23 protein-coding genes and 3 tRNA genes are annotated in these 25790 nt (G+C 63.6%); 13 read left to right on the top strand and 13 right to left on the bottom strand.

The features are described 5' to 3' along the window. Positions 1-283 (top strand): hypothetical protein (locus ACTNBU_RS02985; RefSeq protein WP_441030562.1); only part of this gene is annotated, 283 nt, incomplete at its 5' end. Here the strand turns inward: ACTNBU_RS02985 and ACTNBU_RS02980 are convergent. From ACTNBU_RS02980 to spoVAD, 6 genes are all read right to left on the bottom strand, one after another. Further along, positions 271-1944: an ammonium transporter gene (locus ACTNBU_RS02980; RefSeq protein ID WP_441030561.1), complete on the bottom strand. Its 1674-nt coding sequence runs from the start codon at positions 1942-1944 to the stop codon at positions 271-273. The genes ACTNBU_RS02985 and ACTNBU_RS02980 overlap by 13 nt on opposite strands. Positions 1945-2169: 225 nt before the next feature. Next, positions 2170-3561, bottom strand: coding sequence for a glutamate synthase subunit beta (locus ACTNBU_RS02975; RefSeq protein WP_441030559.1), 1392 nt, complete (start codon positions 3559-3561; stop codon positions 2170-2172). A gap of 15 nt (positions 3562-3576) precedes the next feature. After that, positions 3577-8103: a glutamate synthase large subunit gene (gltB, locus tag ACTNBU_RS02970; RefSeq protein WP_441030557.1), complete on the bottom strand. Its 4527-nt coding sequence runs from the start codon at positions 8101-8103 to the stop codon at positions 3577-3579. Between the two features lie 94 nt (positions 8104-8197). After that, entirely contained in the window at positions 8198-8650 is a 453-nt protein-coding gene (locus ACTNBU_RS02965) for an ANTAR domain-containing response regulator (RefSeq protein ID WP_441030555.1), read from the bottom strand. A 177-nt stretch (positions 8651-8827) separates the two neighbouring features. Continuing rightward, on the bottom strand, positions 8828-10159 hold the full coding sequence (gene glnA, locus ACTNBU_RS02960) for a type I glutamate--ammonia ligase (RefSeq protein WP_441030553.1): 1332 nt from the start codon (positions 10157-10159) through the stop codon (positions 8828-8830). A gap of 284 nt (positions 10160-10443) precedes the next feature. After that, positions 10444-11460 carry a stage V sporulation protein AD gene (gene spoVAD / locus ACTNBU_RS02955; RefSeq protein ID WP_441030551.1) on the bottom strand — a complete coding sequence of 339 codons (1017 nt, stop codon included), beginning with the start codon at positions 11458-11460 and terminating at the stop codon, positions 10444-10446. A 208-nt stretch (positions 11461-11668) separates the two neighbouring features. Here spoVAD and ACTNBU_RS02950 point away from each other — a divergent pair, with 208 nt between their 5' ends. Both ACTNBU_RS02950 and ACTNBU_RS02945 read left to right on the top strand, forming a co-directional pair. After that, positions 11669-12283 carry a hypothetical protein gene (locus ACTNBU_RS02950; RefSeq protein WP_441030550.1) on the top strand — a complete coding sequence of 205 codons (615 nt, stop codon included), beginning with the start codon at positions 11669-11671 and terminating at the stop codon, positions 12281-12283. A gap of 48 nt (positions 12284-12331) precedes the next feature. Beyond that, positions 12332-13498: a cation diffusion facilitator family transporter gene (locus tag ACTNBU_RS02945; protein WP_441030548.1), complete on the top strand. Its 1167-nt coding sequence runs from the start codon at positions 12332-12334 to the stop codon at positions 13496-13498. Between the two features lie 108 nt (positions 13499-13606). Here the strand turns inward: ACTNBU_RS02945 and ACTNBU_RS02940 are convergent, their stop codons facing one another. Further along, positions 13607-13942: an arsenate reductase family protein gene (locus ACTNBU_RS02940; protein WP_441030546.1), complete on the bottom strand. Its 336-nt coding sequence runs from the start codon at positions 13940-13942 to the stop codon at positions 13607-13609. 63 nt (positions 13943-14005) lie between these two features. Between ACTNBU_RS02940 and ACTNBU_RS02935 the strand changes: the two genes are divergently transcribed. The 7 genes from ACTNBU_RS02935 (at position 14006) to ACTNBU_RS02905 (ending at position 18434) form a co-directional block, all read left to right on the top strand. Then, positions 14006-14722 (top strand): NAD-dependent protein deacylase, encoded by a 717-nt coding sequence (locus tag ACTNBU_RS02935; protein ID WP_441030544.1) that lies wholly within the window; start codon positions 14006-14008, stop codon positions 14720-14722. A 199-nt stretch (positions 14723-14921) separates the two neighbouring features. Beyond that, positions 14922-15008 (top strand) — tRNA-Leu (locus ACTNBU_RS02930). A gap of 30 nt (positions 15009-15038) precedes the next feature. Then, positions 15039-15126, top strand: a tRNA-Leu gene (locus ACTNBU_RS02925). 67 nt (positions 15127-15193) lie between these two features. Continuing rightward, positions 15194-15281, top strand: a tRNA-Leu gene (locus ACTNBU_RS02920). Positions 15282-15624: 343 nt separating this feature from the next. After that, positions 15625-17019, top strand: coding sequence for an argininosuccinate lyase (argH, locus tag ACTNBU_RS02915; RefSeq protein ID WP_441030542.1), 1395 nt, complete (start codon positions 15625-15627; stop codon positions 17017-17019). A gap of 51 nt (positions 17020-17070) precedes the next feature. Then, positions 17071-17460 carry a hypothetical protein gene (locus tag ACTNBU_RS02910; RefSeq protein WP_441030540.1) on the top strand — a complete coding sequence of 130 codons (390 nt, stop codon included), beginning with the start codon at positions 17071-17073 and terminating at the stop codon, positions 17458-17460. Positions 17461-17543: 83 nt separating this feature from the next. Further along, positions 17544-18434, top strand: coding sequence for a hypothetical protein (locus ACTNBU_RS02905; protein ID WP_441030538.1), 891 nt, complete (start codon positions 17544-17546; stop codon positions 18432-18434). 67 nt (positions 18435-18501) lie between these two features. Here the strand turns inward: ACTNBU_RS02905 and ACTNBU_RS02900 are convergent, their stop codons facing one another. Further along, positions 18502-19074: a uracil-DNA glycosylase gene (locus tag ACTNBU_RS02900; protein ID WP_441030536.1), complete on the bottom strand. Its 573-nt coding sequence runs from the start codon at positions 19072-19074 to the stop codon at positions 18502-18504. A 158-nt stretch (positions 19075-19232) separates the two neighbouring features. Here ACTNBU_RS02900 and ACTNBU_RS02895 point away from each other — a divergent pair, with 158 nt between their 5' ends. After that, positions 19233-19766 carry a putative ABC transporter permease gene (locus ACTNBU_RS02895; protein WP_441030534.1) on the top strand — a complete coding sequence of 178 codons (534 nt, stop codon included), beginning with the start codon at positions 19233-19235 and terminating at the stop codon, positions 19764-19766. Between the two features lie 4 nt (positions 19767-19770). On the opposite strand, the gene ACTNBU_RS02890 is transcribed toward ACTNBU_RS02895, so the two are convergent. Together ACTNBU_RS02890 and ACTNBU_RS02885 are read right to left on the bottom strand one after the other, a co-directional pair. After that, entirely contained in the window at positions 19771-20499 is a 729-nt protein-coding gene (locus ACTNBU_RS02890) for a hypothetical protein (protein ID WP_441030532.1), read from the bottom strand. Beyond that, positions 20496-21446: a lysophospholipase gene (locus tag ACTNBU_RS02885; protein ID WP_441030530.1), complete on the bottom strand. Its 951-nt coding sequence runs from the start codon at positions 21444-21446 to the stop codon at positions 20496-20498. The genes ACTNBU_RS02890 and ACTNBU_RS02885 overlap by 4 nt, the downstream gene beginning before the upstream one ends. A gap of 77 nt (positions 21447-21523) precedes the next feature. Between ACTNBU_RS02885 and glpK the strand changes: the two genes are divergently transcribed. Both glpK and ACTNBU_RS02875 read left to right on the top strand, forming a co-directional pair. Then, the gene (gene glpK / locus ACTNBU_RS02880; RefSeq protein ID WP_441030528.1) at positions 21524-23029 is read left to right on the top strand and encodes a glycerol kinase GlpK; all 1506 of its coding nucleotides are present in this window, start codon (positions 21524-21526) and stop codon (positions 23027-23029) included. Positions 23030-23161: 132 nt separating this feature from the next. Beyond that, positions 23162-23545, top strand: coding sequence for a zinc ribbon domain-containing protein (locus tag ACTNBU_RS02875; RefSeq protein WP_441030526.1), 384 nt, complete (start codon positions 23162-23164; stop codon positions 23543-23545). Positions 23546-23646: 101 nt separating this feature from the next. Here the strand turns inward: ACTNBU_RS02875 and ACTNBU_RS02870 are convergent, their stop codons facing one another. The 3 genes from ACTNBU_RS02870 to ACTNBU_RS02860 all read right to left on the bottom strand — a co-directional run bounded on the left by ACTNBU_RS02870 (position 23647) and on the right by ACTNBU_RS02860 (position 25673). Next, positions 23647-24561: a hypothetical protein gene (locus tag ACTNBU_RS02870; protein ID WP_441030524.1), complete on the bottom strand. Its 915-nt coding sequence runs from the start codon at positions 24559-24561 to the stop codon at positions 23647-23649. Between the two features lie 124 nt (positions 24562-24685). Next, complete coding sequence (locus ACTNBU_RS02865; protein WP_441030522.1) at positions 24686-25465, bottom strand: DUF3169 family protein; 780 nt, start codon at positions 25463-25465, stop codon at positions 24686-24688. Beyond that, positions 25452-25673 carry a helix-turn-helix transcriptional regulator gene (locus tag ACTNBU_RS02860; protein ID WP_441030521.1) on the bottom strand — a complete coding sequence of 74 codons (222 nt, stop codon included), beginning with the start codon at positions 25671-25673 and terminating at the stop codon, positions 25452-25454. The genes ACTNBU_RS02865 and ACTNBU_RS02860 overlap by 14 nt, the downstream gene beginning before the upstream one ends. Positions 25674-25790 lie beyond the last annotated feature (117 nt).

The raw sequence follows: 25790 nt of genomic DNA, 5'->3' as shown, positions 1-25790 counted from the left end.
ACGTGCATTTTCTTCTGGGGTACGATTCTTTCTGGCCATATGTAATACCTCCGATGTGGTGCTTCTATTCTACACCACATCGGAGGTTTACACAAAATTTGGGATGGTCTCGCCCATTTCCTATTTTCGATTCTATTTTCCCGAATATGTGCTGAAAACCCGGTTGCCGCCTAATTGCGCAACCGGGTTTCTCGACAGCCTGAGAGCCGGGCCGTCATTCCGACGGCCCGGCTCTCAGGCGTTGCGTTTGTTTGATGCTCCGGGCAGAGGTTATCTTCTCTGATCCTGGAGGGCGTCGTAGTCGATCTCGCCGGTGCGGACCTTCACGGCGTTCTCCACGTTGTAGACGAAGATCTTGCCGTCGCCGGTGTGGCCGGTGTACAGCGCCTTCTGGGCGGCGGCCACCACCAGACCGGGAGACACCTTGGAGACCACGATATCCACCTGGATCTTGGGGAACAGGTTCATGCTCATCTCGACGCCGCGGTACTGGCCGGTCTTGCCCAGCTGCTCGCCGCAGCCCATGACGTTGGAGACGGTCATGCCGGTGACGCCGATGGCGGCCATGGTGTCCCGCAGGATGCCGAAGCGCTCCTCGTTGCAGATGATGGAGACCTTGGTCATCTTGGGGGCCTCGCCTTCCACGGTGACGGTGGAGGGGCTCAGCTTGGTGGGCTCCAGACCGGTGACATCCACGGGGCCGCTGAGGGTCTCGCTGCCCAGGACGCCGGGGGCGGAGGGCAGGAAGTCGGCGTAGGCGGAGGTCAGGCCGTGCTCGGTGACGTCCAGGCCCATGATCTCCTCCTCGGCGGAGACCCGCAGGCCCACGGTGGCCTTGATGACCTTGAAGACGACGGTCATGACGATGGCGGTGTAGAGGGCCACGGAGGCGAAGCCCAGGATCTGGACGCCCAGGTGGGCGAAGCCGCCGCCGTAGAACAGGCCGCTCTCGGTGTTGAACAGGCCGTCGGCCACGGTGCCCCAGATGCCGTTGGCACAGTGAACGCCCACGGCGCCCACGGGATCGTCGATGTGCAGCTTGAAGTCCAGCAGCTCCACCACCAGGACCACCAGGATACCGGCCACGATGCCGATGATGAAGGCGCCCAGGGCGTCCACAGTGGCGCAGGGGGCGGTGATGGCCACCAGACCGGCCAGGGAGGCGTTGAGGCACATGGACACGTCGGGCTTGCCGCTCTTGACCCAGGTGAAGATCATGCAGGCCACGGTGGCGGCGGCGGGGGCGATGGTGGTGTTGCCCAGGATCCAGGCCATCTGGGCGGGATCGGAGGCGGCGGCGCCGTTGAAGCCGTACCAGCAGAACCACAGGATGAAGCAGCCCAGAGCGCCCAGGGTCAGGGAGTGACCGGGAATGGCGTGGACCTCCACGGTGCCGTCGGATTTCTTGGTGTACTTGCCGATGCGGGGCCCAAGGATGATGGCGCCGATGAGGGCCGCGATGCCGCCCACCATGTGGATGACGGTGGAACCGGCGAAGTCCACGAAGCCCAGGTTGGCCAGCCAGCCCTGTCCGTTCCACACCCAGCCGGCCTCGATGGGATACACCACGGCGCTGATGACGGCAGAGTAGATGCAGTAGGACAGGAACTTGGTGCGCTCGGCCATGGCGCCGGAGACGATGGTGGCGGCGGTGGCGCAGAACACCAGCTGGAAGAAGAAGTTGGACCAGTTGAACCCGTAGAAGTCGGTGAACAGCTGGTAGTCCGGCATACCGATGACGCCGAAGAAGTAGTTTTCACTGTTCATGATGCCGTAGCCCAGGAACATGAAGACCACGGTGCCGATGCAGAAGTCCATCAGGTTTTTCATGATGATGTTGCCGGCGTTCTTGGCGCGGGTGAAGCCGGTCTCCACCATGGCGAAGCCGCACTGCATGAAAAACACCAATACCGCTCCTACCAAAAACCATACTGACATGTCCATAAGATCTTTCCCCTTTCGTAAAACACACGTTTCGCTGGAAAAATAAAAAAGCAGGGGCGCCTGAGAGTTCAGAACTCTCTCAGGCGCCCTTGCCTTTTTGTTGGAGACACTTTAACACGATTTGCCCGCCACCGTCAACCGGCGAATTTTCCAAGACTTTTGTGATTGTGCTCAAAAAGTTCTCTGAAAATTATATATTCTGACGGAAGACGATGGACGGAAGCATCAGACAAGATTCGTGTAGCCGATGAGGTACTCGTCCACCTCGGCGGCGGCGGCCCGCCCCTCGGCGATGGCCCACACCACCAGGGACTGGCCCCGGCGCATGTCGCCGGCGGCGAAGACCTTCTCCACGCTGGTCCGGTAGGACCCCTCTCGCGTTTTGACGGTCCGGTCCTGCTCCACGCCGAAGGCGCGGCAGACGTTATCCTCGCACCCGGCGAAGCCGGTGGCGCCGATGAGCAGGTCGCAGGGCAGGGTGTCCCCGGCGGTGGTGACCACGCCGGTGAGCGCGCCCTGTTCGTCCTTGATCAGCTCCCGCACCTGGACGCCGAACCGGCGGGGGTCCTCTCCCAGGACGGCCAGAGCCTCCTCATGGGCGTAGTCCAGGGACAGAGCGCCGTCCTTGTCCAGATAATCCGCCTCCGGACGGCGCACCAGCTGCACCACGGACCGGCAGCCCTGGCGCAGGGCGGTGGCCACGCAGTCGCTGGCGGTGTCGCCGGTGCCGATGATCACCACGTTTTTCCCCTCGGCGGAGGGGATGGCGGGGGTCTCGCCGAACTGCTGGCGCTCCACGGCGGCCTTCAGGAACTCCGTGCCGTAGCAGACACCGGCCACGCCCTCAGCGTCCAGGCCCAGGGGACGGGGCTTTCCGGCGCCGCAGCACAGCACCACGGCGTCATACTCCTCCAGCAGGCGGCGGGCGGTCTTGGGGGCGGCGGCGTCCACGCCGGTGACGAAGCTGACGCCCTCGTCGGTCATCAGGTCGATGCGCCGCCGGACCACGGACTTGGGCAGCTTCATGTTGGGGATGCCGTAGGTCAGCAGGCCACCGGCGTGGGCCTCCTTCTCCACCACGGTGACGGAGTGGCCCCTGTGATTCAGCTGGTCCGCCACGGCCAGACCGGCGGGGCCGGAGCCGACGACGGCCACCTTCTTGCCGGACCACTGGGGCGGACGCCGCCGCTTGACGCGGCCGTTGACGAAGCCGTCCTCGATGATGCACAGCTCGTTGTCCCGGATGGTGATGGGGCTGCCGTAGATGCCGCAGACGCAGGCGTCCTCGCAGGGGGCGGGGCAGACCCGTCCCGTGAACTCCGGGAAGTTGTTGACCTTCAGCAGCCGGCTCAGGGCGTGGCCCAGATTGCCGGACATGATCATATCGTTCCACTCCGGGATCAGATTGTGGAGGGGGCAGCCGAAGGTCTTGCCCTCCCAGATCATGCCGGACTGGCAGAAGGGGACGCCGCAGTTCATGCAGCGGGCGCCCTGCTGGGCCCGGACGGCCTCCGGCAGGGGCAGGTGGAACTCGTCCCAGTTCTGAACGCGCTCCTCCGGCGGGATGGCCGGGACGTCCCGGCGGGTATATTCCAAAAATCCAGTGGGTTTTCCCATGATCGTACTTCCTCCTTATGCCTTCGTGCTGGCGTAGAACGCCTCGACTTCCGCCTGTTCCCGGCTCATGCCCCTCTCCTCCAGCTGCGCGATGGAGCGGATCATCCGGTCGTAGTCTCGGGGCATGATCTTCTTGAAGCAGGGGATGTAGGACTTGAAGGCGGCCAGGATCTGCTTGCCCTTGGGAGAGCCGGTGGCGGCCACGTGCTCCTCAATGAGGGTCCGCAGCTCCTGGATGTCGTGGTTCTCCGTCAGGGTGTCGATGATGACCTGGTCTTTGTTCAGGCGCATGTACAGGTCATGGTTCTCGTCCAGCACGTAGGCGATGCCGCCGGACATACCGGCCGCGAAGTTCCGGCCCGTGGGGCCCAGGATGGCCACCCGGCCGCCGGTCATGTACTCGCAGCCGTGGTCGCCCACGCCCTCCACCACGGCCACCGCGCCGGAGTTCCGGACGCAGAACCGCTCACCGGCGCAGCCGTTGATGAAGACCTTGCCGCTGGTGGCGCCGTACAGGGCCACGTTGCCCACGATGATGTTCTCACTGGCCTCGAATTTGCTGGTCTTCGGCGGATACAGCACCAGCTTGCCGCCGGAGAGACCCTTGCCGAAGCCGTCGTTGCAGTCGCCCTCCAGCACCAGGGTCAGGCCCTTGGGGATGAAGGCGCCGAAGGACTGTCCGCCGCCGCCGTGGCAGGTGACCACGTAGCTGTCGTCCGGCAGGGAATTGCCGCACTGACGGGTGATCTCGGAGCCGAACAGGGTGCCGAAGGCCCGGTCGGTGGAGGACACGTTCAGATCCAGCTTGCCGGTCTTCTTGCCCCGGAGGCTCTTGCCCAGCTTCTCCAGCAGGACGCTGACGTCCTTGGTCTTCTCCAGATGGAAGTCGTACACGGCGGAGGGGTCGAAGTGGGGCGGGTTCTCGCCGTAGGGATGGTCCAGAATGAAGCTGAGATCCAGAGTCTCCGCCCGGTGAGTCACCAGCTTTTCCCGGACCTGCAGCAGGTCGCTGCGGCCGATCAGCTCCTCCACGGTGCGGATGCCCAGCTTGGCCATGTACTCCCGCAGCTCCTGGGCCACGAAGTACATGAAGTTGATGACGTACTCCGGCTTTCCGGCGAACCGCTTCCGCAGCTGGGGGTTCTGGGTGGCGATACCGGCGGGGCAGGTGTCCAGATTGCAGACCCGCATCATGCAGCAGCCCATGGTCACCAGGGGGGCGGTGGCGAAGCTGAACTCCTCGGCGCCCAGCATACAGGCGATAGCCACGTCCCGGCCGGTCATCAGCTTGCTGTCCGCCTCAATGACGATCTGGTTCCGCAGGCCGCTCTCGATGAGGGCCCGGTGGGTCTCCGCCACGCCCAGCTCCCAGGGCAGGCCCGCACCGTGGATGGAGTTCTTGGGGGCGGAGCCGGTGCCGCCGTCGTAGCCGCAGATCAGCACCACCTGGGCGCCGGCCTTGGCCACGCCGGAGGCGATGGTGCCCACGCCGGACTCGGAGCAGAGCTTCACGCTGATGCGGGCGTGGCGGTTGGCGTTCTTCAGGTCGTAGATCAGCTGGGCCAGGTCCTCAATGGAGTAGATGTCGTGATGGGGCGGCGGGGAGATCAGGGCCACGCCGGGGGTGGAGTACCGGGCCTTGGCCACCCAGGGATAGATCTTCTTGCCGGGCAGCTGGCCGCCCTCGCCGGGCTTGGCGCCCTGGGCCATCTTGATCTGGATCTCGTCGGCGCTGTTCAGGTACTCGCTGGTGACGCCGAAGCGGCCGGAGGCCACCTGCTTGATGGCGGAGTTCCGCTCCGTGCCGAACCGGGCGGGGTCCTCGCCGCCCTCGCCGGAGTTGGACTTGCCGCCGATGCGGTTCATGGCGATGGCCATGCACTCATGGGCCTCCTGGGAGATGGAGCCGTAGCTCATGGCGCCGGTCTTGAAGCGCTTCACGATGGACTCTACCGGCTCCACCTCGTCGATGGGGATGCCGCCGTCGGGATCGTACTTGAAGCCCAGCAGGCCGCGAAGGGTGTGGGGCTTATCGGCAAAGTCCACCAGGGCGGAGTACTCCTTGAAGGTCTCGTAGCTGCCCTCCCTGGCGGCCTTCTGCAAGAGCAGAATGGTCTTGGGGGAGTACATGTGGTCCTCCTTGTCGGGACCGGACCGCAACTTGTGGGCGCCCATGGAGTTCAGAGTGGTGTCGTAGCCCAGGCCCAGGGGGTCAAAGGCCTGGTTGTGGTTCCACTCCACGCCCTCGCCGATCTCCTCCAGACCGATGCCCTCCACGCGGCTGACGGTGTTGGTGAAGTACTTGTCGATGACGGTGTGGTTGATGCCCACGCACTCGAAGATCTGGGCGGACTGATAGGACTGGATGGTGGAGATGCCCATTTTGGAGGCGATCTTCACGATGCCGTGGAGGACGGCGCTGTCGTAGTCGTCGATGGCGGCGCCGGGGTCCTTGTCCAGCAGGCCGATGGACACCATCTCCTCCACACACTCCTGGGCCAGGTACGGGTTGATGGCGGTGGCGCCGTAGCCCAGCAGGGTGGCGAAGTGATGGACGTCCCGGGGCTCGGCGCTCTCCAGGATCAAGGAGACGGCGGTGCGCTTCTTGGTGCGCACCAGATACTTCTGGAGGGCGGACACCGCCAGCAGGGAGGGGATGGCCACGTGGTTCTCATCCACGCCCCGGTCGGACAGGATCAGAATGTTGGCGCCGTTGCGGTAGGCCCGGTCGCAGGTGACGTACAGCCGCTCCACGGCGTTCTCCAGGGGAGAGCCCTTGTAGTACAGCAGAGAGATAGTGGCCACCTTGAAGCCGGGCTTGTTCATGTACCGGATCTTCATCAGGTCCACGGAGGTGAGGATGGGGCTGGCGAGCTGGAGCATGGTGCAGTTCTCCGGCTGCTCCTGAAGCAGGTTGCCGCTGGAGCCCACGTAGATGGTGGTGTCGGTGACGATCTCCTCCCGGATAGCGTCGATGGGGGGATTGGTCACCTGGGCGAAGAGCTGCTTGAAGTAGTTGAACAGGGGCTGATGGACCTCGCTGAGTACCGCCAGGGGGATGTCCGCGCCCATGGCGGAGGCGGGCTCCGCGCCGGTGCGGGCCATGGGAAGGATGGAGTCCTTCACCTCCTCGTAGGTGTAGCCGAAGGCCTTGTACAGCCGGTCCCGCATGTCCTGGGAGTGCTTCTCCACCCGGCGGTTGGGGATGCTCAGGTCCTTCAGATAGACCAGATGGGCGTCCAGCCACTCGCCGTAGGGCCGCTGGTGAAAGTACTTCCGCTTGATGTCCTCGTCGTCCACCAGCTTTTTCTTCACCGTGTCCACCAGCAGCATCTTGCCGGGGCGCAGCCGGGACTTCTTCACGATGCGGGCGGGATCGATGTCCAGCACGCCCACCTCGGAGGAGAGGATCAGATAGTCGTCGTCGGTGATGTACCACCGGCAGGGCCGCAGGCCGTTGCGGTCCAGCACGGCGCCCACGGTGTCGCCGTCGGAGAAGACGATGGCGGCGGGGCCGTCCCAGGGCTCCATCATGGTGGCGTAGTAGTGGTAGAAGTCCCGCTTCTCCCGGTCGATCTGCCGGTCGTTGGCCCAGGGCTCGGGAATGCACATCATCACCGCCTGGGGCAGCTCGATGCCGTTCATCATCAGGAACTCCAGGGTGTTGTCCAGCATGGCGGAGTCGGAGCCGCTCTGGTCCACCACCGGGAGGATCTTGTCCATGTCGTCCTCCAGGACGGCGGAGCACATGGTCTCCTCCCGGGCCAGCATCCGGTCCACGTTGCCGCGGATGGTGTTGATCTCGCCGTTGTGGAGAATGTAGCGGTTGGGATGGGCCCGCTCCCAGCTGGGAGTGGTGTTGGTGGAGAACCGGGAGTGGACCAGGGCGATGGCGCTCTCGCAGTCCGGGTCCGTCAGGTCCACGTAGAACTTCCGCAGCTGCCCCACCAGGAACATGCCCTTGTAGACGATGGTCCGGCTGGAGAAGGAGGGGATGTAGGTGTTGTTGTTGGACTGCTCGAACTCCCGGCGGGCCACATACAGCTTCCGGTCGAAGTCCAGGCCCGGCGCGCAGTCCGCCGGACGCTTCACGAAGCACTGGCAGATGGTGGGCATGCAGTCCAGCGCCCGCTGACCCAGAACCTCCGGGTGGGTGGGTACATTCCGCCAGCCCAGGAATTCCATGCCGCCCTTGGCCACGATGATCTCCAGCATCTTCTTGGCCTGAGCCCGCTTGAGGTCGTCGTTGGGGAAGAAGAACACGCCTACGCCGTAGTCGCGCTCGCCGCCCAGAACGATGCCCTCCGCCGCCGCGGCCTTTACCATCAGCTTGTGGGGGACCTGGATCATCAGGCCCACGCCGTCGCCGGTCTCACCGGCAGCGTCCTTGCCGGCGCGGTGTTCCAGCTTTTCCACGATCTTCAGAGCATTGTCCACAGTCTCGTAGGTCTTGATGCCGTGGATGCTGACGACGGCGCCGATGCCGCAGGCGTCATGCTCAAATTCCGGGCTCCAGGGCCCGGGGGTTCTCTGCTCGGCCATTGGGAATCTCTCCTTTGTGTTTCACTAGTCGGGGGGAACGATTTATGTAATTCCCGAACCGGGAATTCTGACGGGTGAGACACGAACGGCCGCCTCAGCGGCCGTAGGTGTTGATGATGTACTGGGCGGTCTCCACCATGCGCAGGCCCGTGTCCATGCTGCGCTTCTGCAAAAAGCGATGGGCCTCGCTCTCCGTCATGCGGTTGACGTTGATGAGCAGCTCCTTGGCCCGGTCCACCACCTGCTGTTCCGAGGCCCGGCGCTGGATCACCGGCGGGTGGAGCTGCTTTTCCTCCAGCTCCCGGATCATCCGGAGGGAGGAGAAGAAGTCCGCCCGGGCCACCGGCGTGGGCAGCTTGTAGAGATTGTCTCCGCCGCACATGTCCAGATACACCGGGGAGGTCACCACCAGCAGGGCGGCGGTGCCCCGCAGGGACGCGGCCAGGTCTCCGGCGGTCATATCCCGGAGCTTGAAGCCGCAGATCACCACGGCGGAGCCCAGCTTCCGGACGGCCCGGATGACATCGGCGCCGGAGAAACAGCACACCGCGGGACGGCAGCCGCCGGACTCCAGGATCTTGGAGATGCGGCGCTGCGCTTCGGCGTTGGCGAACGCAACGATGATCCTGTCCGTATGGCATCGACCTCCTTTGGCGGTGTTTTGATGAAGCGGTTCTCCCGGAGGCGTCTGCGCGGCGCCTGCGGGTATGTTCCGGCGGCGGGATCAGTAGGTGATGAGATAGTGCTCCAGCTCCCAGCGGGTGATCTGGTTGCGGTACTCGGTCCACTCCCGCTGCTTGCCCTGAATGTACTGCTCAGTGATGTGGCTGCCCAGGGTGCCGGTGATGACGCTGTCCCGCTCCAGGGCCTCCACGGCCTCCTCCAGGGTAGAGGGCAGACGGCGGATGCCCCGGGCGTCCTTTTCCGCCTGGGACAGGGCGAACAGGTTCTCCGTGGTCTCCGGCGGCGGGGTCAGGCCCCGCTCGATGCCGTCCAGGCCCGCCGCCAGACAGGCGGCCAGAGCCAGATAGGGGTTGCAGGACGGATCGGGGCACCGCAACTCCAGCCGGGTCTCCTGTCCCCGGGGGGTGGGGACGCGGATCAGGGCGGAGCGGTTCCCGGCGGACCAGGCGATGAAGCAGGGGGCCTCAAAGCCGGGAACGAACCGCTTGTAGGAGTTCACCAGGGGGTTGGTCAGGGCCACGAAGCCGGGGGCGTGCTCCATCAGACCGGCCAGGAACTGATAGGCCAGGGTGGACAGCTGCTTATCGCCGCTCTCGTCGTAGAAGGCGTTTTTTCCGTCCCGGAACAGGGACATGTTCACGTGCATCCCGGACCCGGCGGTACCGGCCACGGGCTTGGGCATGAAGGTGGCGTGAAGGCCGTTCTGCTGGGCCAGGGTCTTGACCGCCAGCTTCAGCGTCATGATGTTGTCCGCGGCGGTGAGGGCCGGGGCGTATTTGAAGTCGATCTCATGCTGGCCCGCCGCCACCTCGTGGTGGCTGGCCTCGATCTCGAAGCCCATCTCCTCCAGGGCCAGGCAGATCTCCCGGCGGGTGCCCTCGCCGTGGTCCAGGGGACCCAGGTCGAAATAGCCCGCCCGGTCGCTGGTCTGAATGGTGGGGTCGCCGTTCTCGTCGGTCTGGAACAGGAAGAACTCGCACTCGGGACCGGCGTTGAACTCCAGGCCCATGGCCTCCGCCCGGGCCAGAACCCGCTTCAGCACGCCCCGGGGATCACCCACGAAGGGGGTGCCGTCGGGGTTGTGGACGTCGCAGATCAGCCGGGCCACCTTGCCGTACTGGGGCCGCCAGGGCAGCACCGTGAAGGTGTCCAGATCCGGCCACAGGTACTGGTCCGACTCCTCGATGCGGACGAAGCCCTCAATGGAGCTGCCGTCCATCATGATCTGGTTGTTGACGGCCTTTTCGATCTGGGACGCGGTGATGGCCACGTTCTTCATCTGTCCGAAGATATCCGTGAACTGCATCCGGATGAACTGAACATCCTCCTCCGCCACCATGCGGAGGATGTCCTCTTTGGTATACTTGCTCATGAATACACAGTCTCCTTTCGGCCGGGGATTTCTGTTGTATGATCGGTTTACCAGGGCCGGACGCCGGATGGGCGCGGCCTCCGGATATGAAAAAAGAGCGCAGGGGCACCTCAAAGAGAAGCGCCCTTGCCCTCTTTCCTGCATTATAGTACCATGCAGGAATCAACGTCAAGACTTGCAAAAAGCTGATCGACAGATTTTGGAGCACCCTCCAAAATCCGAAAATATCCACAAAAATCTTTGTATAATTTCCATATTTATACGAGCGGCCTGCATGAGAGGCGCTATTTCTTGCAGGACAGACACACCGCGTGGCAGATGCCCGGGATGGATTCCCCCTGGAAGCTGGAGGTGGGGGACAGCAGGGCGCCGGTGGGGGCGAATACCACCCGCTTCCAGCGCCCAGCCCGCATGCCGGAGAGAACGTACCCGTTGAGGACGGCGGCGGAGCAGCCGCAGCCGGAGGCCCCGGCGTGCATGTCCTGGTTCTTCCGGTCGTACAGCAGCATGCCGCAGTCGAAGTAGTTGCCGGTGAGGTCCAGGCCGTCCCGGCGGAAGAAGTCCAGGACGATGGCGTGGCCCAGCTCTCCCAGGTCGCCGGTGAGGATCAGGTCGTAGTCCCTGGGGGTGGTGTGGGTCTCCCGGAACAGGGCGGTGAGGGTCTTGTAGGCCGCCGGGGCCATGGCCGCGCCCATGTTATTGGCGTCGCAGATGCCCAGGTCCTCGATGGTGCCGCAGGTGACGTGGGTGACGTAGGGCCCCGGCCCCTCCGCCGCCAGGATGGTGCAGCCCGCGGCGGTGGCGGTCCACTGGGCGGCGGGGGGACGCTGGCTGCCGTAGGGAACCGGCATCCGGTACTGCCGCTCCGCGGTGCAGAAGTGGGAGGAGGTCAGGGCGGCGCACCGCTCCGCGAAGCCGCCGTCGATGAGCAGCGATGCCAGGGACAGGGACTCCCCCATGGTGGAGCAGGCGCCGTACAGCCCGTAGAAGGGGATGCCGAAGTCCCGCAGGGCGAAGGAGGAGCCGATGCACTGGTTCAGCAGGTCCCCGGCCAGGATATAGTCCAGCTGAGCGCTCTCCAGCCCCGCCTTTTTCAGGGCGTTCTCCAGCACCCGCTTCTGCATGACGGACTCCCCCTGCTCCCAGGTCTTCTGACCGAAGAAGGAGTCCTTGTTCAGCTCGTCGAAGCTGTCCGCCAGAGGGCCGTTTCCCTCGAACTTTCCGCCGATGTTGGCGAAGGACACCACGGAGGGCGGCGCGGCCAGCGCCACGGTCTGCCGTCCCATTCGCTTTGTGGACAATGAAATCACCTCATGTTTCAATGTTGCTATCCAGTGTTCCCCCCGCGGCGGCAAAATATGAAATCTCAGACCGGAAAACCGGCAATTTTTATCCAAAGAAAGCGCAAAAAATGACTGTACATCATTTTCCGGAAGTGGTATAATCTCCTTTCAATGGAAATCTGACGCGGCCCGGAGAGACGGACGCCGCGGGAAGGGAAGGAATCATATGAGCGAGCATATGCGGACCTTCGGCTACCTCTGTCCCCAGTGCGGACGGACGGTGATGGCCAGCCGCAGCCTGGAGGCCTTGGAGGCGTCCAACGCCGAGGTGGCCTGCGAGGAGGGGGACTCCGCCCTGGAGGTGAAGTTCGACGGGGAGAAGTACCATATCTATGTGCCCTGCGGCATCTGCGGGGAGACCCACGAGGCGGTCTGCACCCCGGAGCAGCTGACGGAGGGACCGGGCATCGGCCTGGCCTGTGCCAAGACCAAGCAGTTCTCCTGCTTCATCGGCACGGAGGGCATTGTGGAGAAGAACCTGCGGGAGCTGGCGATCCTGGCGGAAAAGGAGAAGCAGAGCGAGGACGGCACCGGTCCGGAGGCCTTCGCCGACAGCGTCATCATGTACGAGGTGCTGTCGGAGCTGAAGGAGATCGCCTCCCGGGACAAAGGCATCACCTGCGGCTGCGGCTCCGCCCGGTACGGCATGGAGATCCGCCGCAGCGCGGTGGATCTGGTGTGCCGGGACTGCGGCGCCAAGCTCCGCATCCCCGCCGCCACCGACAGCGATCTGGATGATCTGTGCTGCCACCTGCGGCTGGTGATCCCCGGAAAGAAATAAATCGTATCACCCGCCGTTTCAGGCGGGCACGGAAAGGACCCGACCGACATGATCTCACTGTTATCCCGTATTTTCATCCGGGACGGCGGAAACACCGAATCCGCCGCCGTCCGGAAGGCCTACGGCGTCCTGTGCGGCGCGGTGGGCATCTGTCTGAACATCCTGCTGTTCCTAGGCAAATTCTTCGCCGGACAGATCTCCGGCTCCATCGCCATCACGGCGGACGCCTTCAACAACCTGTCCGACGCCGGCTCCTCCGCCGTGACGCTGCTGGGCTTCCAGCTGGGCGGCCAGAAGGCGGACCGGGAGCACCCCTTCGGCCATGGCCGTCTGGAGTACCTGTCCGGTCTGGCGGTGGCCATGCTCATCGTCCTCATGGGCTTCGAGCTGGCCAAGTCCTCCCTGGACAAGATCCTCCATCCGGAGCCGGTGCAGTCCGGCGGACTGGTCATCGCCATTCTGGCGGCGTCCATCGCCGTGAAGCTGTACATGTTCCTCTACAACCGGTCTATTGGCCGGAAGGTCCACTCCGTGGCCATGGAGGCCACCGCCATGGACAGCCTCTCCGACTGCGCGGCCACCTCCGCCGTGCTCCTCGCCACCCTGGTGGGCCGGTTCACCGGCCTGATGATCGACGGCTGGTGCGGCATCCTGGTGGCGGTGTTCATCCTCTGGTCCGGCATCAACGCCGGAAAGGAGACCCTGGATCCCCTGCTGGGCCAGCCCGCGGACCCGGAGTTCGTCCAGCGGGTGAAGGAGCTGGTGATGGCACATGACAAGATCATCGGCATCCACGACCTGGTGGTCCACGATTACGGCCCCGGCCGCCTGATGATCTCCCTCCACGCGGAGGTCTCCGCGTCGGAAAACGTGCTGGAGCTCCACGACGAGATCGACAACACGGAGAAGGAGCTGAAGGAGGTCCTGGGCTGCGAGGCGGTGATCCACATGGACCCTGTGGTCACCGACGACGGCGTCACCGGGGAGACCCGGGAGCGGGTGGCGGCGCTGGTGAAGTGCATCGATGACCAGATCAGCATTCACGATTTCCGCATGGTGGCGGGTCCCACCCACACCAACGTCATCTTCGACGCCGTGGTGCCCTACAAATTCCGCCTGACGGACGACGAGGTCCGGGTGAAGATCGAAAACGCCGTCCGGGCGCTGGACGGCAACTACTACGCCGTGGTGAATGTGGAAAAATCCTATACATAACGGAATCAAGCAAATCGTTCAATACGGATCGTATACGGAAAACGCGGAAACAGCGGGCCTTTCCCGATGAGGAAGGCCCGTTGTTTTTGACGGTGTCCGCTGAGGGTATCACTCCCACTTCTCCCAGATCTCCGGGTGATAGCCCACGGTGGCCTCCCGTCCGTTGCGAACGATGGGGGCCTGGAACAGCTCCGGATGCTCCAGCAGCTTTTCCTCCCGGGCGTCGGGGGTGATATAGGCCATGAACAGGTCCTCGTAGGCCCGGCATTTCGTGTCCACCAGGGCCTCGAAGCCCACGGCCTTCCGGACAGCCTGATACTCCCTGGGGGACAGGCCTTTGGCCTTCAGGTCGATATACTGGTACTTGATGCGCCGCTCCTTGAACCAACGCTCCGCCTTTTTGGAGTCGAAGGATTTGCTGGAGCCAAAGATTTGAATATTCATTTGCAATTCTCCTTGCCGCGTACTAAAATAGGACATCATTATTAATTAGGAGGAGGTCCGGTCATGAAAGAGGCCGTTGCGAAACTGAAGGAACTGGTGGACGGATCGGACAATATCGTGTTTTTCGGCGGCGCCGGCGTCAGCACGGAGTCCGGCATCCCGGATTTCCGCAGCACCGACGGGCTGTATCACCAGCAGTGGAAGTATCCGCCTGAGACGATTTTAAGCCATACCTTCTACGAATGCAAGCCCGAGGAATTTTTCCGGTTCTACCGGGCCAAGCTCCTGGCACCGGACGCCAGGCCCAACGCCGCCCACTACAAGCTGGCGGAGTGGGAGCGGGCCGGAAAGCTGAAGGGCGTCATTACCCAGAATATCGACGGACTTCACCAGGCCGCCGGCAGCAAAAACGTGCTGGAGCTCCACGGCAGCGTCCTGCGGAACTACTGCGAGAAGTGCGGAAAGTTCTATGACCTGGACTTCATCCTCCACTCGGAGGGCGTGCCCCGGTGCAGCTGCGGCGGCCGGGTGAAGCCGGACGTGGTGCTGTACGAGGAGGGGCTGGACCAGGACGTGATCGAGCGGTCCGTCCGGCTCATCGCGGAGGCGGACATGCTGATCATCGGCGGCACGTCCCTGAACGTCTGGCCGGCGGCGGGACTGATCAACTACTACCGGGGGCACAAGCTGGTGCTGATCAACAAGTCCGCCGTGGCCCGGGATCTGGCCGCCGGACTGGTCATCACCGACCCCATCGGCGAGACCCTGAGCCAGCTGTAAGGCTGAAAAACCCGCCGGGGAGAGGCGCGTCTCTCCCTTGGCGGATTCTCAAAATTGGAGAAAATGAGCTGTTTTGACTGGTTTTGGGGACGTGAGATGCAAAAGAAAAAAATTCCTGGAAAAAGGAAAAAAGGTGGTTGACAAATCCACTTGTTCTGGCTATAATAATCAAGCAGTCTTCCCCAGGGAACAGAGATTTGCGGCTGTGCTGGAACTGGTAGACAGGCCAGCTTGAGGTGCTGGTGTCCGAATCGACGTGTGGGTTCAAATCCCGTCAGCCGCACCATTTCCTCTTCAGAGGTTCCCAATCATATGCGCGCGAGTGGTGGAATTGGCAGACTCGCTAGATTCAGGTTCTAGTGTCCATTACGGACGTGCGGGTTCAAGTCCCGCCTCGCGCACCAATCTCCCACCGGAGATAGAAGTCTCCGGTGGGTCCCATTTTGGGACTGCTGAATTACATATCGATACGCGCGAGTGGTGGAATTGGCAGACTCGCTAGATTCAGGTTCTAGTGTCCATTACGGACGTGCGGGTTCAAGTCCCGCCTCGCGCACCAACTCGTCGCAAGCGTCAAATCGCTTGCGACGAGTTTTTTGTGCCTCATATCAAAAACACATCCGCGCTCATTCTGCTGCTCCGCACTTCCGGCCGCGATCCGCGGCCGGGGAACAGGGAGAACCATGAGCGCCGTGTTCTGTCATCATGAATATTGATGCAGAGGAGACAGCCGGGGGCTGTCTCCTCTTTTGCCTGAAAACAAAGGCCCCTGACGATTCGGAAACAGTTGCACTGACGGGACAGCCGGTGTATAATAATACAAATACGTCCCCGAGAAGGCCCGTCCCTGAGACGGACGTCCGGGTTTTCAGAAAGATCAACACATCGGGAGGAACAGCGAAATGGCGAGTTTTTGGGGAGGCCGGTTCGAAAAGGAGATGGACGAGCTGGTGAAGCAGTTCAACGCCTCCATCGGATTTGACCAGAGAATGTATAACGAGGACATCGACGGCAGCATCGCCCATGTGACCATGCTGGGGGAGCAGGGCATCGTGTCCATGGAGGAGAAGGACCAGATCATCGCGGGACTGGAGAAGATCCGGCAGCGGATCACCTCCGGAGAGATCGTGTTCAGCGTCAACGACGAGGACATCCACATGGGTATCGAGAGCCGGCTCATCCAGGAGATTGGCGACGTGGGCAAGAAGCTGCATACCGCCCGGAGCCGCAACGACCAGTGCCAGGTGGACCTGCGGCTGTACCTGAAAAAGGAGATCCGGGAGATCATCCGCCGCCTGATGGAGTTGGAGACCGTCATCCTGGCCAAGGCGGAGAAGTACGCCGACTCCATCACCGTGGGCTTCACCCACATCCAGCACGCCCAGCCCATCACCATCGGCTTCATCTTCATGGCCTACTTCCAGATGTTCCGCCGGGACATCGACCGGCTGATGGACACCTATGAGCGGATGGATCTGTGCCCGCTTGGGGCCTGCGCCCTGGCCGGGACCACCCTGCCCACCAACCGTGCCCGGACGGCGGAGCTGCTGGGCTTCGCGGCCCCCACGGAGAATGCCATGGACAGCGTCAGCGACCGGGACTACAGCCTGGAGTTCCTCAGCGACGCGTCCATCTCCATGATGCACCTGTCCAGATGGGCGGAGGAGTTCGTGTGGTGGAATTCCCAGGAGTTCGGTTTCATTGACATCGACGACAGCTACTGCACCGGCAGCAGCATCATGCCCCAGAAGAAGAACCCGGACATGGCGGAGCTGCTGCGGGGCAAGGTGGGCCGCGTTTACGGCGACCTGATGCAGCTGCTGACGGTGATGAAGGGCACGCCCCTGGCCTACAACAAGGACTTCCAGGAGGACAAGGAGAGCCTGTTTGACGCCGTCGACACCTGGAAGGCCAGCATCCGGATCTTCGCCAATATGCTGGAGAAGACGGAGTTCCGTCTGGACCGCATCCAGCGGCACTTCCAGCAGGGCTTCCTCAACGCCACGGACATCGCGGAGCACTTTGCCAAGCAGGGCATTCCCTTCCGGGAGGCCCACTCCATCGTGGGACGGATGGTGAAGGCCTGCGAGCACAAGGGCTGCGACTTCGGGGACCTGACGGACGAGGACCTCCAGGCCATCGACAGCCGCATCACCCGGGAGACTCTGGGGGACATCAGCATCAAGGCCTGCGTGGACGCCCGCATGTCTTACGGCGGCACCGCGCCCAGCGAGGTCCGGAGACAGATCCAGGCCGGCCGGGACTGGCTGACCGGCGTGGAGGCCATGAAGTGGTGAGCGTATAAGAGGCCGCCCGAAAGGGCGGCCTCAGGCTGTCGAAAAAGTCCGATGGACTTTTTCGACAGCCTTCACAATGCCTCGCTTTTCTGCCCGCGCAGCGGGCTGAAAAGCTGCCGCTGCGCGGCGCAAACGCCTGCTGACACAGGCTTTTTGCAGGCATTCGATCCAACACGAGGGGCGGGAGCCCCCTCGTACTCCCCCCTGCAAAAAAGAACTCTTTTCCTTCAGACAGGGTTTTTCGACAGCCTGGAGACCGCCCGAAAGGGCGGTCTTTTCCCGTTCCGGTGGGCGCTCTGGGCGGAAAATGTGCAGACTGCCCATGGAAAGGGCGGGGAACGGCCGGAGATTCTGCGGTTTTGGAATAGTTTACGTGCCGAAATTTCAGATTTGCACTTGACCTTCGGGGAAAAATCGTATAAAATGTTTATCTGTCCATAAAATCGGGTGGACAGGCTTTTTTTGCGTACTTTTTACATCTCACGCATATTGCGTATATTTTATTTCTGAGGGGTCAGATCGACATGAAACATCCCTATAAGACACGGGAGGGCGGCGCCACGGTCACCATCTTCGTTCCCTACGACTGCGGGAACCACTGCCCGTTCTGCATCAACAAAGGCGAATACGCGGACTTGACCGGCTTCTCCCGGGAGAAGATCTGCGAGAGCATCCGGCGGATGGACGCCATTACGCCTTACTGCGATTTCGTGTTCACCGGCGGCGAGCCCTTTGCCAATCTGGAGTCCCTGCAGGTCATGCTGGACACCATCCCCACTACCCACAAGGTGTACATCAACACTACGCTGCCCGTGTCCGAGCACCAGTCTGAGGACGACATCGTGGCTTTCACCGAGAAGAACCGAAACAAGATTACCTGCATCAACGTCTCCCGCCACATGCAGCGGTACGTGGTGGAGTCCAACGACCGTCTGCTGGCCCGCCTGGCGGTGCCCTTCCGCATCAACTGCGTGCTGTACAAGGACTATCCCGCCGACCAGCTGGTGCCCTATCTGGAGCGGTTCCGGAAGATCCCCGGCGCCTCCATCCAGTTCCGGTTCGACTACACCGCCACCACGCCGGACAACTTGTACGATCAGGACGGGGACAAGATCCTCCACGATCTGAAGGCCATCGCCCCCTACACGGGCCTGGACGGCTGCCGGATGCGCTGCGGCTTCCACTTCGACTACAAGGGCATGGAACTGACCTACCACAAGACCCTGCCCTACTCCACCATCGTGGAGACCGATCCCAACGACGGCGTTACTTACGACATCCTGTATGACATCCTCATCAAGCAGAACGGCGACATCCACTCCGACTGGACCGGCGTGCTGCTGGACGTGGACGCCTATGAGAAGGTCGTCTTCGAGCCCTACGACCTGAAGTGGCGGGAGAAGATCGCCTGCTGAGGGCCGGAAAAACGGAACACCTGTAAAAACGAAGACCGGGAACTCTCGTTCCCGGTCTTTTCTCATGTCAGATGTCCGTGCGGGTGCAGACCGCCCGGATGCGGGCCTGGATGGATTTCAGATCCTCGAAGGTCTCCGGCCGCTTGCTCACGTCCCGCAGCAGAGCGGAGGGGTGATAGATGGCCGTCATCTGGACGCCGCCCCGCTCAAACCACTGGCCGTGCTCCGCGGTGATCCGGAAGTCCTCCCGAATCAGCTCCTTGGCGGCGATGCGCCCCAGGCAGACGATGATCTTGGGCCGCAGCAGGGCCGTCTGCCGCCGCAGCCAGCCCAGACAGGCCTCCTGCTCCACGTTCAGGGGATCCCGGTTCCGGGGCGGGCGGCACTTCACCGTGTTGGCGATGTAGACCTTCGTGCGGTCCAGGCCGATCATGGCCAGCATATCGTCCAGCAGCTGGCCCGCCGGGCCCACGAAGGGCAGGCCCTGCTCGTCCTCCACCTGCCCGGGGCCCTCGCCCACCAGCAGGATCTCGGCGTCCGTTGCCCCATCGCCAAAGACCACGTTGGTCCGGGTCTCCGCCAGGGCGCAGCCCCGGCATTGCAGGCATTCCCCCCGCAGCGCTTCCCAGGTGTCCGCCATGTTTCAAACCTCCCCGTGCGATGTAATGTGCTGTCAGGATACCACAAAATCCGCCGCCGCGCAACGGACGGCTGGAAAAACCTCCTTTCCGCCGGGCCGGATATTTCGGCGTCCCGCCGGACAAACTGGTATCCGGTCGAAGAAGAGGAGGGACGGAATTGGCGCTGCTGCTGTGGGAATTCTGGACATACAGCTTTCTGGGCTATCTGCTGGAGAAGGGCTTCGCCGCCGTGACCCACGCGGAGCACCGGACCCGGAAGTGCTTTCTCCTGCTGCCCCTGTGTCCGGTGTACGGACTGGCGGTGCTGGCGGTGCTGGCCCTGCCGCCGGTCCTGACGGGGGGATTCTGGGGCCGGGCGGTCTGGGGCGGATTGACGGCCACGGCGGTGGAATACGCCGTCCATCTGACCTACGACCGGCTGGTCCACGTCCAATTCTGGGACTACCGCAGCCTGCCGGGGAATCTCCGGGGCCGGGTGTGCCTGCCCTTCTCCGTTGTCTGGGGGCTGCTGCTGGGACTGGCCCTGCCCGCCGTCCAGACGGCGCTGGCGCCGGTACTGGCCGCCGTCCCGGCCTGGATCACCTACGGGGCGCTGCTGCTGTTCACCCTGGACGCGGTGGTGTCCCTCCGGGTGCTGTGGGTCACCGGGGACACGGAGGCCCTGGCTCTGCCCTACGGGAGACGGATGTGATCCGTCACGTCCGGCGGGAGAGCTTCCCGGCCAGCTTCCGCTTGTACCGGCACAGATGCTCCTGACAGTTGGCGCAGCGGAGGGCGTCGTTGCCGCTCTCGTAAAACCGCTCCGGATGGCGGCGGCAGCCCAGCTCCCACCGCAGGAAGATCACCGCCGCCAGAGCGCAGGCGGAGACGGTCAGAGGGCTCCGGATGCCCAGCAGGGGCGTACACAGCATCAGATAGTCCCAGTCGAAGACGCGGCAGACGGTGCAGCACCGGTTGCGCATCAGCCAACTCTGGAAGGGACAGTAGAACAGGATGCACACGATGTCGCACACACCGTAGAACCCCGCCAGACAGACCATGAACCGGCTATCCAGCCAGCCACGGGCCTGTCCAAACAGGAACAGGGCGTTGACGGCGCACCACAGCGCCAGCACCTTCGCTGCGCCCGTGTCCCCCTGCCGCCGCTCCTGACGGGAGGGTGTGACGCCGGTGGGCCGGTGCCGGTGGGCGAAGGCCTTCTGACAGCCCAGACTCTCCCAACGGGAGGGGAACAGCCGCAGCACCATGGAGACCATCAGCGCCAACCAGGCCACGGTCGCCGGCGACCACTGCCAGGGGAGGGCCAGACTGGCGGCGAAGCCCTCCGGCGACGCCAGAGCGTAGAGTACCAATGCGGCGAAGGCCGCCGTCCGGGCGGCCAGGGCGGCCAGATAGTACCGCCGGGTCTTTCCGGTGTCCTTCATACGCCGTTCTCCTTTTTCCGGGGCAGACGGGCGGACATCCACGACTCGATGTCCCGGTACACCGTCTCCTTCCAGAGGTCGTTGAGAATTTCATGGCGGGCGCCGTCACAGAGCCGCAGCGTCACGTCCCGGACGCCTGCCCGCTGAAAGGCCCGGTACACCTGCCGGACGCCCTTGCCGCAGTTCCCCACCGGGTCCATGGCGCCGGAGATCAGCAGCACCGGCGTGTCCGGGTCCATCTTCCGCAGGTTCTCCCGCCGCTGGATGAAGGCGATGCCGTCCAGCATCTCCCGGAACAGGCCGATGGAGGCGTTGCCGCCGCAGAGGGGGTCGGCGATGTAAGCGTCCACGTTGGCCTCGTCCACGGACAGCCAGTCGCAGCGGGTGCGGTTGGGGGCGAAGACCCGGTTGTAGGTGTCGAAGGACAGCCGGTCCACCACGGGGCTCATGTGTTCCTCGCCCACCCGGCGGCTCTCCCGGGCGGCGATGGCACGTCCCGCGGCGATGACCGGCGGGGGCATGGCGCCGGTGCCCATGAGGATGGCCCCGTCCACGGTGCCGGGCCAGCGGATGAGATACGTCCGGGCCAGAAAGGACCCCATGGAGTGGCCCAGCAGGAAATAGGGCGCGCCGGGGAATTCCTCCCCCATCCGCCGCCGCAGGGCGTACACGTCCTCCGCCACCCAGTTCCAGCTGCCCCGGGGGCCGAAGTACAGCCGGGCCGCACCGGGGGCCAGGGACTGGCCGTGGCCAATGTGGTCGTTTCCCGCCACGGCGAAGCCCCGGTCCGTCAGCCACCGGGCGAAGGGCTCGTAGCGGCCGATGTACTCCGCCACGCCGTGGGCAATCTGCAAAACACCCCGGACGGGTCCCTCCGGCGTCCGGACCACGGCGTGGATGAGGGTGCGTCCGTCGGCGGAGGGATAGGTAAATTCACGCTTTCCCATGGAAAAACCTCCCCGGATGTGATATCATTTTCTAAAAGCATACCACACCGGGACGGAAAAAGACAGGAGGAAATTCCATGGAGACTTACATCGCGGCGCTGGACCAGGGCACCACCAGCTCCCGGGCCATTCTGTTTGACCGGGCGGGGAGGATCGTCTCCCGGGCGCAGCATCCCTTCCGGCAGATCTATCCCCAGCCGGGCTGGGTGGAGCACGATCCCATGGAGATCTGGGCCACGGGGAAGCGGGCGCTGGCGGAGGCGGTGGACAGCGCCCACATCGATCCCCGCAGCGTCGCCGCCATCGGCATCACCAACCAGCGGGAGACCACCATCCTGTGGGACCGCCGTACCGGGGAGCCGGTGTACAACGCCATCGTGTGGCAGTGCCGCCGGACGGCGGCGCTGTGCGGACAGCTGAAAGCCGACGGCGCGGGCGGGCTGGTGACGGACCGGACGGGCCTCCTCATCGACGCCTACTTCTCCGGCACGAAGCTCCGCTGGCTGCTGGACAACGTCCCCGGCGTCCGGCGGCGGGCGGAGGCGGGGGAGCTGTGCGCCGGCACCGTGGACACCTGGCTCACCTGGCAGCTCACCGGCGGCAGGGCCCATGTGACGGACTGCTCCAACGCCTCCCGGACCATGCTGTTCAACATCCACACACTTCAATGGGACGAGGACCTGTGCCGCCTGCTGGACATCCCCATGTGCCTGCTGCCGGACATCGTCCTCTCCTGCGGGGAGCGGGGCCGGGTGGCGGAGGGCATCCCGGGGCTGGAGGCCCTGGCGGGCGTCCCCATCTGCGGCAGCGCGGGCGACCAGCCCGCGGCCCTGTTCGGCCAGGCCTGCTTCCGGCCCGGTCAGGCGAAGAATACCTACGGCACCGGCTGCTTCACCCTGATGAACGTGGGCGGGACACCGGTGCGGTCCAAATCGGGCCTGGTGACCTCCGTGGCCTGGGACGTGGGCGGCACCCCCACCTACGCCCTGGAGGGCAGCGTGTTCAACGCGGGCAGCGCCATCCAGTGGCTGCGGGACGAGCTGAAGCTCATTGATTCCGCGCCGGAGTGCGACCGGCTGGCGGAGAGCGTGCCGGACGCGGGAGGCGTGGTGCTGGTGCCCGCCTTCACGGGACTGGGCGCCCCCTACTGGGACATGTACGCCCGGGGCACCATCGTGGGCATCACCCGGGGCACAACCCGGGCCCACATCGCCCGGGCCACCCTGGATTCCATCGCCTTCCAGGTGACGGATCTGGTGCGGACCATGAACGGCGACGCGGACTGTCCCATCACCACATTGCGGGTGGACGGCGGCGCGTCCGTCAGCGATATCCTGATGCAGACCCAGGCGGACCTGCTGCGCCTGCCGGTGGACCGGCCCGCCATGGTGGAGACCACCGCCTTCGGCGCGGCGGCTCTGGCGGGACTGTCCGCCGGGGTCTGGAGCGGCATGGAGGAGCTGGAGGGCCTCCGCCGCAGCCAGCACGTGTTCCGTCCGGAGCGGGAGGAGTCCGCCTGCGCCGGTGACTACCGCCGCTGGCGGAGAGCCGTGGAGCGGTCCGCCGCCTGGGCGGAGGAGTGAGGGCGGCGCGAAAACTGTGGAAACGATTTGTAAACGATTCGGAAAGCAGTTGCGTTTTTTGCGGTTCTGGGTTATACTGGTTGCACAAAATACCGAGGCGCAAAGCACCCAAACGGGAAAGGAGTTTTCAGCATGGCATTTTTTGATGATTTGAGCAAGAAGGTCAAGGACGTGGCCTCCGTCGCCACTGAGAAGACGAAGGACGGCGTGGAGCTGGCCAAGATCAACATGGCCATTGCCGGTGAACAGCGGGAGATCGAGAAGAACTACAAGGCCATCGGCGAGTGGTTCGTCTCCGAGTACACAGGCGAGATCCCTGAGGGCGTCAAGGAGCTGGTAGAGGCCGTGGCCGCCTCCAAGGCGAAGATCGCCGATCTGGAGGCCAGCAAGCCCAGGAAGGAAGAAGAGCCCGCCCCCGCTGCCGAGCCCCAGCCCGCCATGAAGGCCTGCCCCATCTGCGGCGCGGAGTCCGACAGCAAGTTCTGCCCCCAGTGCGGCGCCCCCATGGATACCTGATAGTCTGTCTGAAGAGCTCCCGTCAGGGAGCTCTTTTCACGCCGGAAACGCGAAGAGGACCAGTCCCGGGAGGGACTGGTCCTTCTGCGTGAAACCGCGTTTTATTCCGCCGGGCCGGTGCCGTCCGTCCCGTCCTCCGTCTCCGGCGCGGGGGTCTTTTCCCGGGCCTGGGTCAGATAGTCCCGGTCCGCGGCCTTGGGGCTGGGGACGAAGCTCTGGGCCGCCGTGCGGCGCTGGCCCTTGCTCTTGGCGTAGAAGAAGCCTGTCACGGAGAACACCACCGCGCCGATGAAATTCACGAACAGATCCTTCATGGTGTCGATAAGGCCGATGTCCAGATAGCCGCCCAGGCCCAGGCTCTGGCCGTTGACTGCCGTGTCGGTGATGCCGGTGATGCCCACCACCTTGTTGGAGCGGGTGGCGTCCAGGGCCACGGTGTAGAGGGAGTGGATCACCGTGTCCTTCTGCATATCGGTGTGGAAGAACCAGTCCATGGAGAACTCGAAGAACTCCCACAGCACGCCGATGGTCATGGAGAAGCAGAAGGCCACCAGCGCCAGAAAGAAGGGGGACAGGTCGAAGGTCAGCCGCTCGTCGTCGTTCAGCAGCAAGACCAGGGAGAAGCCCACGGCGGCGGCCAGGAAGCCGTTGAGGGTGTGGAGCATGGTGTCCCAGTTGGGGACGTTGACGTAGAAGGCGTTGACCTCGCCCAGAATCTCCGCCGCGAAGATGAAGCACAATATGGTGATCTCCAGCGCCGGGGGCAGTTCGATCCGCAGCCGCACCTGGATCCAGCTTGGGATATACAGCAGGATCACCGTCAGGATGCAGAAGAACATGCCCTCATAGTTGCGGAGGAAGAACTGGCGCACCAGCACCACGAACACCAGCAGCCGCAGCAGATAGAACACCACGAAGGAGCTTCTGTGCTCCCGCAGTTCTTTGCCCATGGCCTCCTTGAAGGTCTTCTTCAGCCACTGCTTTTCCTGCTGCCGCGCTTTTTTCGACTGCTTCATAGTCCCCTCCGTTGATACTTTGTTTTTCGCCTTGACGGTGGAAAACAGCGATATTTTCATCTATGATATCACAAAGCCGCCCCGCGTGCAAGCGGAGCGGCCTTGCAGCCAAGCATTCCCAGTGTCAGACGGTGTCTCCGCCCGGATGCTTCCGCCGTCCCAGCCGGATGCACTCCAGACAGTAGCTCACGTTCAGCAGCCCCCACAGCAGGCACACCGCCAGCGCCGGAAGCAGCGTGTTGACGTTGAAGGCGAAGGACAGCAGCACGAACACCACCCACATCAACGGACTGGCCACATTCACCACATTGAAGGCCTTGTAGGCCGCCCGGCCGATCTGATTCCGCTCCGCCTCGTCGCAGCTCTCGAACCACTTCTTCTTGAAGTTGACGTCGTATACGCTGCCCCGCTTCTCCGGATTCATCCGCCGGGTCAGGTCCACCACCTTCTGCTGGGCGAAGACCAGCAGAAACACGAAGACCAGAAACGCCCCAACGCCGATGAGGGTGGCCCAGCCCGTGCCGTACAGCACCACCATGGCGAAGAAGAACATGTCCAGGATCAGCTGGGCGGTGGTGACCATCAGCGCCCAGTTCAGCTTTTCGTCCGCCTGATCCATCACGTCCTCGTCCTCGCCGTTCCAGCCCTCGAACAGGCCCTTGGCGGCGTGGTACAGCCCCAGGATCACCGCCAGCGACACCACGCTGGTGACGGGGATGGTCCAGGGCGCGATAGCGGTCAGTCCGGCGTTGACGGCGGCGATCACCGTCTCCGACAGGCTGTCGTGGCCCATCCAGCCGCTGGCAAAGCCCAGCACGCCGCCGATGACGCCCGACACCAGCAGGATCAGCAGATATTTGGGCAGGGCCTTCCGGTTGTCCCGTTTGATCTCATTCTGTTCCATCGTTTTCTTCCTCCTCATACATGAAGATGTCCTCCACGGACACCTGACAGATCTTCGCCAGCTTCAGCGCCAGCGTCACGGAAGGGGAGTAGTCTCCCCGTTCGATCTGGCTGATGGTCTGCCGGGACACCCCCGCCAGACGGCCCATCTCCTGCTGGTTGACCCCCAGCCGGGCCCGGTGTTCCTTCAGCCGGTTATACAGCGGCATGCGCATTCCTCCTGCCTGACAGGAATCCCTGTCAAATTGACAAGTATCATTGTCAAACGTAGGATAGCACTGACAAGGAAACTTGTCAATAGGGAATTGCAAAAAAGCCGCCGGAAA

It is taken from the genome of Dysosmobacter sp. HCP28S3_G4, from assembly GCF_052065175.1.
In the GTDB taxonomy this organism is placed as follows: domain Bacteria; phylum Bacillota; class Clostridia; order Oscillospirales; family Oscillospiraceae; genus Oscillibacter.
This window is presented reverse-complemented; position numbering and strand designations above follow the sequence as displayed.

Bases quoted from the DNA above. Each gene is read 5' to 3' on its own strand.
- ACTNBU_RS02980 (WP_441030561.1), bottom strand. From the start codon at position 1,944: ATGGACATGTCAGTATGGTTTTTGGTAGGAGCGGTATTGGTGTTTTTC.
- ACTNBU_RS02975 (WP_441030559.1), bottom strand. From the start codon at position 3,561: ATGGGAAAACCCACTGGATTTTTGGAATATACCCGCCGGGACGTCCCG.
- gltB (WP_441030557.1), bottom strand. From the start codon at position 8,103: ATGGCCGAGCAGAGAACCCCCGGGCCCTGGAGCCCGGAATTTGAGCAT.
- glnA (WP_441030553.1), bottom strand. From the start codon at position 10,159: ATGAGCAAGTATACCAAAGAGGACATCCTCCGCATGGTGGCGGAGGAG.
- ACTNBU_RS02950 (WP_441030550.1), top strand. From the start codon at position 11,669: ATGAGCGAGCATATGCGGACCTTCGGCTACCTCTGTCCCCAGTGCGGA.
- ACTNBU_RS02945 (WP_441030548.1), top strand. From the start codon at position 12,332: ATGATCTCACTGTTATCCCGTATTTTCATCCGGGACGGCGGAAACACC.
- ACTNBU_RS02940 (WP_441030546.1), bottom strand. From the start codon at position 13,942: ATGAATATTCAAATCTTTGGCTCCAGCAAATCCTTCGACTCCAAAAAG.
- ACTNBU_RS02935 (WP_441030544.1), top strand. From the start codon at position 14,006: ATGAAAGAGGCCGTTGCGAAACTGAAGGAACTGGTGGACGGATCGGAC.
- argH (WP_441030542.1), top strand. From the start codon at position 15,625: ATGGCGAGTTTTTGGGGAGGCCGGTTCGAAAAGGAGATGGACGAGCTG.
- ACTNBU_RS02910 (WP_441030540.1), top strand. From the start codon at position 17,071: ATGGACTTTTTCGACAGCCTTCACAATGCCTCGCTTTTCTGCCCGCGC.
- ACTNBU_RS02905 (WP_441030538.1), top strand. From the start codon at position 17,544: ATGAAACATCCCTATAAGACACGGGAGGGCGGCGCCACGGTCACCATC.
- ACTNBU_RS02900 (WP_441030536.1), bottom strand. From the start codon at position 19,074: ATGGCGGACACCTGGGAAGCGCTGCGGGGGGAATGCCTGCAATGCCGG.
- ACTNBU_RS02890 (WP_441030532.1), bottom strand. From the start codon at position 20,499: ATGAAGGACACCGGAAAGACCCGGCGGTACTATCTGGCCGCCCTGGCC.
- ACTNBU_RS02885 (WP_441030530.1), bottom strand. From the start codon at position 21,446: ATGGGAAAGCGTGAATTTACCTATCCCTCCGCCGACGGACGCACCCTC.
- glpK (WP_441030528.1), top strand. From the start codon at position 21,524: ATGGAGACTTACATCGCGGCGCTGGACCAGGGCACCACCAGCTCCCGG.
- ACTNBU_RS02875 (WP_441030526.1), top strand. From the start codon at position 23,162: ATGGCATTTTTTGATGATTTGAGCAAGAAGGTCAAGGACGTGGCCTCC.
- ACTNBU_RS02870 (WP_441030524.1), bottom strand. From the start codon at position 24,561: ATGAAGCAGTCGAAAAAAGCGCGGCAGCAGGAAAAGCAGTGGCTGAAG.
- ACTNBU_RS02865 (WP_441030522.1), bottom strand. From the start codon at position 25,465: ATGGAACAGAATGAGATCAAACGGGACAACCGGAAGGCCCTGCCCAAA.
- ACTNBU_RS02860 (WP_441030521.1), bottom strand. From the start codon at position 25,673: ATGCCGCTGTATAACCGGCTGAAGGAACACCGGGCCCGGCTGGGGGTC.